Annotated in this window: 9 protein-coding genes; 4 read left to right on the forward strand and 5 right to left on the reverse strand. The window is 57.6% G+C overall.

Annotated elements, in window-relative coordinates; genetic code table 11:
• Positions 1 to 851: DNA cytosine methyltransferase (locus tag ACIOWA_RS27410; protein ID WP_401162869.1), on the reverse strand; the 851-nt coding region annotated here is incomplete at its 3' end.
• Between the two features lie 88 nt (positions 852 to 939).
• On the opposite strand from ACIOWA_RS27410, the gene ACIOWA_RS27415 reads away from it, so the two are divergent.
• A complete protein-coding gene (locus tag ACIOWA_RS27415; protein WP_401162870.1) occupies positions 940 to 1,230 on the forward strand; it encodes a hypothetical protein in 291 nt (96 codons plus the stop codon).
• A 78-nt stretch (positions 1,231 to 1,308) separates the two neighbouring features.
• Positions 1,309 to 1,599: a hypothetical protein gene (locus tag ACIOWA_RS27420; protein ID WP_401162871.1), complete on the forward strand. Its 291-nt coding sequence runs from the start codon at positions 1,309 to 1,311 to the stop codon at positions 1,597 to 1,599.
• Here the strand turns inward: ACIOWA_RS27420 and ACIOWA_RS27425 are convergent.
• Entirely contained in the window at positions 1,596 to 2,321 is a 726-nt protein-coding gene (locus ACIOWA_RS27425; protein ID WP_401162872.1) for a hypothetical protein, read from the reverse strand. The genes ACIOWA_RS27420 and ACIOWA_RS27425 overlap by 4 nt on opposite strands.
• Positions 2,318 to 2,563 carry a hypothetical protein gene (locus ACIOWA_RS27430; RefSeq protein WP_401162873.1) on the reverse strand — a complete coding sequence of 82 codons (246 nt, stop codon included), beginning with the start codon at positions 2,561 to 2,563 and terminating at the stop codon, positions 2,318 to 2,320. Before ACIOWA_RS27430 ends, ACIOWA_RS27425 begins: the two co-directional genes overlap by 4 nt.
• Before the next feature lie 76 nt (positions 2,564 to 2,639).
• Here ACIOWA_RS27430 and ACIOWA_RS27435 point away from each other — a divergent pair, with 76 nt between their 5' ends.
• Entirely contained in the window at positions 2,640 to 2,828 is a 189-nt protein-coding gene (locus ACIOWA_RS27435; protein ID WP_401162874.1) for a hypothetical protein, read from the forward strand.
• Positions 2,829 to 2,911: 83 nt separating this feature from the next.
• Entirely contained in the window at positions 2,912 to 3,115 is a 204-nt protein-coding gene (locus tag ACIOWA_RS27440) for a hypothetical protein (RefSeq protein WP_401162875.1), read from the forward strand.
• Between the two features lie 28 nt (positions 3,116 to 3,143).
• On the opposite strand, the gene ACIOWA_RS27445 is transcribed toward ACIOWA_RS27440, so the two are convergent.
• Positions 3,144 to 4,097 carry a phosphoadenosine phosphosulfate reductase family protein gene (locus ACIOWA_RS27445; protein WP_401162876.1) on the reverse strand — a complete coding sequence of 318 codons (954 nt, stop codon included), beginning with the start codon at positions 4,095 to 4,097 and terminating at the stop codon, positions 3,144 to 3,146.
• Positions 4,098 to 4,154: 57 nt separating this feature from the next.
• On the reverse strand, positions 4,155 to 4,466 hold the full coding sequence (locus ACIOWA_RS27450) for a hypothetical protein (protein WP_401162877.1): 312 nt from the start codon (positions 4,464 to 4,466) through the stop codon (positions 4,155 to 4,157).
• Positions 4,467 to 4,547 lie beyond the last annotated feature (81 nt).

Here is a 4,547-nt window from a genome sequence, read left to right on the forward strand (position 1 = left end):
CGCAGGGTGGCGGGTGCCAGCGGCTTGGGCCGGTCGAAAATGCTTTTGCTCGGGATGTTCCAGTCGATGCACTCGGCGGCGGTGCGCCACTTCTTCTGGCCCTTGGCCGGGTTCTTCGCGTGGGTTGGCTCAGGCCACACAATCGGCTGGCCGTCGCAACGGGCGATCATGAACAGTCGCTCGCGGCTGGTCGGTGCACCGAAGTCGCAGGCCTTGATGACCCGCCATTCAACGGCGTAGCCCAGGCGTTGCAGTTCGGCGACGAACACTGCCCAAGTCTGCCCGCGGCGCTTGGGGTCAGGCACCAGGAACTGCTGGTGAACCGGGACGACTTCGCCAGGCTCCGCAATGGCGCCGCCCAACTTCATCACCCGGCCGGTCGACTTGCAGCGCTTGGCGATCAGAGGCCCCCACTGGAGGATCTGCTTCACGTTCTCCAAGCTGATGACGCGCGGCTTCTTCTTGCCGGCCCACTTCAGGCCGATCCACGACAGGTTGCGGATCTCGCGCTTGCGTGGCTGGCCGCCGGCGGCCTGGCTGTGGTGAGTGCAGTCCGGCGACATGTGGAACCAGCCCACGGCCTTGCCGCCGCATTCCGTATCTGGATCGCCCTCGAACACGTCAGTGGTGTAGTGCACGGCGCCCGGGTGATTCACGGTGTGCATGCTGATCGCCTGCGGGCTGTGGTTCTTCGCGACATTCACCGCGCGGCCCAGTCCCATCTCCAGCCCGGTACCGGCGCCGCCACCACCACAGAAGAAATCGACAACGATCTCATCATCCTGAGTGCTGAAGCCGAGTCCGTATTGAGTTTTGAAATCGAAGGGATGTTTCTTCTGTTGTGCGGACATAGGGGGTCCTCGCCGGCTGGCGTGATGGGCTAGATGAAAGTGACAATTTGGGATAGCTTCTGCGTTCACAAATCAGGAGCGTTATCAGATGGATATTGAAGAAAGCGGATTTGAAGACTTCGTTCAGCAGGTAATCGACGGCGATCACCTGGAGGGCGCTTCAAAGGGAATAGCTCAGAAGGTTGTTAGTGAAGGTTTAGAGTCGTTGTCGCCGAAACAGCGTTTTGTTTTTGATCGTGACGTAATGGCTGAATATCATCGCGAAAACTGCGAGACGTGCAGCAGCCCGATTCCCTGGTCAGAGGTCTACGACGCATACGACAATGGTGGGAATTGCTCTTACTGTGAGTACAAGCTTGGAAAGCTAGATAACGAGTAATCAGCGCAATAGGTGAGGGTGGGGCTGACGCGTCATGGCCGGGATACACCCCCCTAAATAAACTTGAAGAGATAAATCATGGAAGTTTTCAAACAAAGTTTGATGGATACCTATCATGCCGAAGGAGTCGAATTCGACTGGCCGTGTAACGTCCGTATTGACGAAGATATGGTCGTCATTGAGTACTTAGATGATCAGGAACCGATCATCTATCGAGGTAGCTCTTCAGGTCCTGGTCATTACCGGCTGCAAAAGGATGGCGGCCGTGGCGACGCCACCCTGCATCGTTTTCCAGGTGGAAAAATCCTCGAAGGATTCTGGATTGAAGACGTCCAGCAGGGTATGTGGCGAATTCGACTCGAAAACTAAAGTGCCATTTCTACCTGCGCTTCACGCTGCCAGATCGGCGCACTGTTATGCGCTTCGATCCGGTCAGCGATTACGTTGGCACGCTGTCCGGCGGTGGGCGGGGCATACATGCCGAATCGGCTTATGCTGCCGCCGTTCACGGTGGCGTTCGTTGAGTCGGCTGAGGCAAGGGGCAGCGACTGAAAGATCTCCGGGTTAAGCATCCGGAGTCCGTGAAGCTTGCACACTGGTCGCCCGTAGTCGTCACAAATTGCATCCATCGCCGCACCTATGCGTTTCCACCATGGCCTTGTACCCGGGCTTGACCATTGACCGGAGCTGCCGATAGCCACGGTTTGCCAACCAGCGGCCAAGCGCTCTAGCCGTTCAAGCGATTCGTGAATGTGCCAGACCGGCACGCCGCGCAACTCATCTGGCCAGGCTGATAGAAGCGCATCATTCGCCGCCTCATCCCCGTCGATCACGTCCGGAATCAGTGCCCAATCAAAGCCAGGGTGCCGGTGCCACTGCTCAACCCAGCGCGTATACCCGTCGACATCCAGCTTGTCGCCTTTGGTCCAGGCCGAAAACGCGCCATTGTCAAAAACGAATGATTGGCAAACATCAGCGACGATGCCCATATCGTCCTGGCGCGGGAAGGGCACCAGGGCGTGGCGACCAGCAAGAAAGCGAGCGCCGTCTTGCCGAGTGCCGCCGACTGGCGTGCCGTGGTACGCAATCATCCGCTGAGTCTCACTGTTTCGATCTCGATACCCTGGTGAGTGGCGATGATTGTTTGATCTCCGCTCAAGATTTCAGCCAGGCGGTCAGCAATCTGTTCGTGCCAGCCTTTCTTGATCAGCGCGGTTGCCGTCTTGATGTGTTCGACGTGAATCATTACAAGCGACCGAATTTCCAGCCGGTAGATGATCAGTTCACCGTCGGACGGGCAGACGGCTGCGAATGTGTGCCGATAGATGTTCATAGGGGATCCTCGCCGGCTGGCGTGATTCGTTGAAGTGGGGTATGTATCTCTGAACTCACATTGGCAGGAGGCCGACATGAGACTGCAAAGCGATATCGATGCATTGGCTGCGATTGAAGAAGACGCCCGAGCAATGCTGAAACGGATAGGGCTGCCGGACGACGCAGTGAAGCTTGAGGTGGTCGTGTTCCTGCGCGAGGTGATCGACCTGTCCAGCTACATGGAGTCGGCGCATCGAGTCGTTGAGCCGCCGAATTTCGTCTGAGGTGGCACATTGCCCGCCGTTGCGGTATTTGTGTTCGGCCCGGCATGGGGCCGGATCAAAACTTTGATGCGAGGATCACGAAGATGGCATTGCCGAAATACGCTGCGGGTCGCTCGAAGGAAGAGCTTGTGCGCATAGCCTGCGAGGCCTGCGCGACGAATAGGTACGGCCTTCTAAACAAGCCATACGCGGCAACCATCAATGTGGGAATTGATCCTGAGATATTTGTTACCTGCCTGAAGTGCGGACATAAGCAATTCGATGCTGAAAACTGGAACGATATCTGAAGCGTTCAGCGCAATAGGTGAGGGCGGGTCACTCGCACAATCCGTAGGCTGAGCTGCAAGCCGTCGCATCGGTGGCAATCATCAAGTCATACTGGATTCCGCCTCGGGCTGTCTTCGACCATTCGACGGCCTGGCGGATACTGGCAATCGCCATGACCTCCAGCGCAGTCATGTCGGCGATTGAGCCTTTGGGGTGCTTGGCGTTTGATCCAGCGAAAAACGTGGCCGCACCGCGCTTGCTGGCCTGTTGCACTGTTCGCTCCCACAGGTCGATCCGGTCAATTACCTCAGGGAATCGCAGGGCAATTTCTCGCAGCTCATCCTTGCGGCAGTTGATGCACGGCATACAGCCAACCCGGCCCATGCCCTGGGAGTAGAGAGGATTTGGCTCAATACCCATGTACCGATGCGCCTCGAACACGTCCGGGATGTCCCACTTCAAGATCGGGCGGTAATTGAACAGCCCGCCGCCGACCTCGTCGCACTCAGGCAGGTACCGGCGGTTCAACGACTCATCGGCCCGAACGCCCTGCCAACTAATCAGCATATCGCCTCGGCCCATCAATGGCATCACCACCTGTTCAAGCATCGGGTCACGCTTCAGCTCCATGGTGCAGAACTGGGCCTTGCGGCTGGGAAAGCGCCCCTTCCAAATGCAAAGGTCTAGGAATGGGTTTCCAGTTGGCTGCAATACCTCTAAAGCAGCCAGAACAATCTGTTCGTCGATGCCTTGCTCGCGCCACTTGGTTTCGATGAATTTGCGCTTTCCGGCGATCTGGCGAGAAAAATCTGCTTTTACTCGAGTAATCGGAACACCTGTTGCCCGCTCCAAATAATCAAGGTACTGGTATGTCTGTTCGTGCTCGTTGCCGGTGTCGGCGAAGACGGCCTGAAGGTTTTCTGTCTCCAGGGCGATCGCCACCAGAAGCGTAGCGGTCGAGTCTTTCCCGCCGCTTACGCTGACGATGTTCTGGACAGGCATGGATTTTCTCCAGTCAGGCGCCGCCCTCCGTGATCGGATGCGCAGCATGGGTAGGGGTTATTCGTCGTGGTTGATGCGAAGGGCTTCGCGGTCGTGGGCGAGTTTCAATTTCCGCGACACGTTTTCTGGAATGACGTATTCGTGTCGCGGCGGGGTGAGCATGGGAAGGGCGCCGCCCTGGCCAAGGCCGTGCAGGTGGTGAATCATCAGAGTGATCGCCTCGCCCTGTTCCTCGATGCCGCTCCAGGCCATCAGCTCAGCAAGGGCTTGGCGCGTACCGGGCAGGCAGTGCAACCGAATCTCCTCTTCGCCGCGGCTCTTCCTCTTCGCCGCGGCTTTCTCTGAACGTTCCGCGTTGCTCTTGGCCATGGCCTACCTCTTCAATTCCGCTGGCCGGCAAGTCCAGCCAGGTCAGTAACTTTAAGCTTCAACAGTCCGTGATCCGTCTCG

Source organism: Pseudomonas sp. NPDC087614 (assembly GCF_044743485.1).
Lineage (GTDB): Bacteria > Pseudomonadota > Gammaproteobacteria > Pseudomonadales > Pseudomonadaceae > Aquipseudomonas > Aquipseudomonas baetica_A.

What these genes read in the sequence shown, in the direction of transcription:
- ACIOWA_RS27415 (WP_401162870.1), top strand. Translation starts at nt 940, where the DNA reads ATGGATATTGAAGAAAGCGGATTTGAAGACTTCGTTCAGCAGGTAATC.
- ACIOWA_RS27420 (WP_401162871.1), top strand. Translation starts at nt 1,309, where the DNA reads ATGGAAGTTTTCAAACAAAGTTTGATGGATACCTATCATGCCGAAGGA.
- ACIOWA_RS27425 (WP_401162872.1), bottom strand. Translation starts at nt 2,321, where the DNA reads ATGATTGCGTACCACGGCACGCCAGTCGGCGGCACTCGGCAAGACGGC.
- ACIOWA_RS27430 (WP_401162873.1), bottom strand. Translation starts at nt 2,563, where the DNA reads ATGAACATCTATCGGCACACATTCGCAGCCGTCTGCCCGTCCGACGGT.
- ACIOWA_RS27435 (WP_401162874.1), top strand. Translation starts at nt 2,640, where the DNA reads ATGAGACTGCAAAGCGATATCGATGCATTGGCTGCGATTGAAGAAGAC.
- ACIOWA_RS27440 (WP_401162875.1), top strand. Translation starts at nt 2,912, where the DNA reads ATGGCATTGCCGAAATACGCTGCGGGTCGCTCGAAGGAAGAGCTTGTG.
- ACIOWA_RS27445 (WP_401162876.1), bottom strand. Translation starts at nt 4,097, where the DNA reads ATGCCTGTCCAGAACATCGTCAGCGTAAGCGGCGGGAAAGACTCGACC.
- ACIOWA_RS27450 (WP_401162877.1), bottom strand. Translation starts at nt 4,466, where the DNA reads ATGGCCAAGAGCAACGCGGAACGTTCAGAGAAAGCCGCGGCGAAGAGG.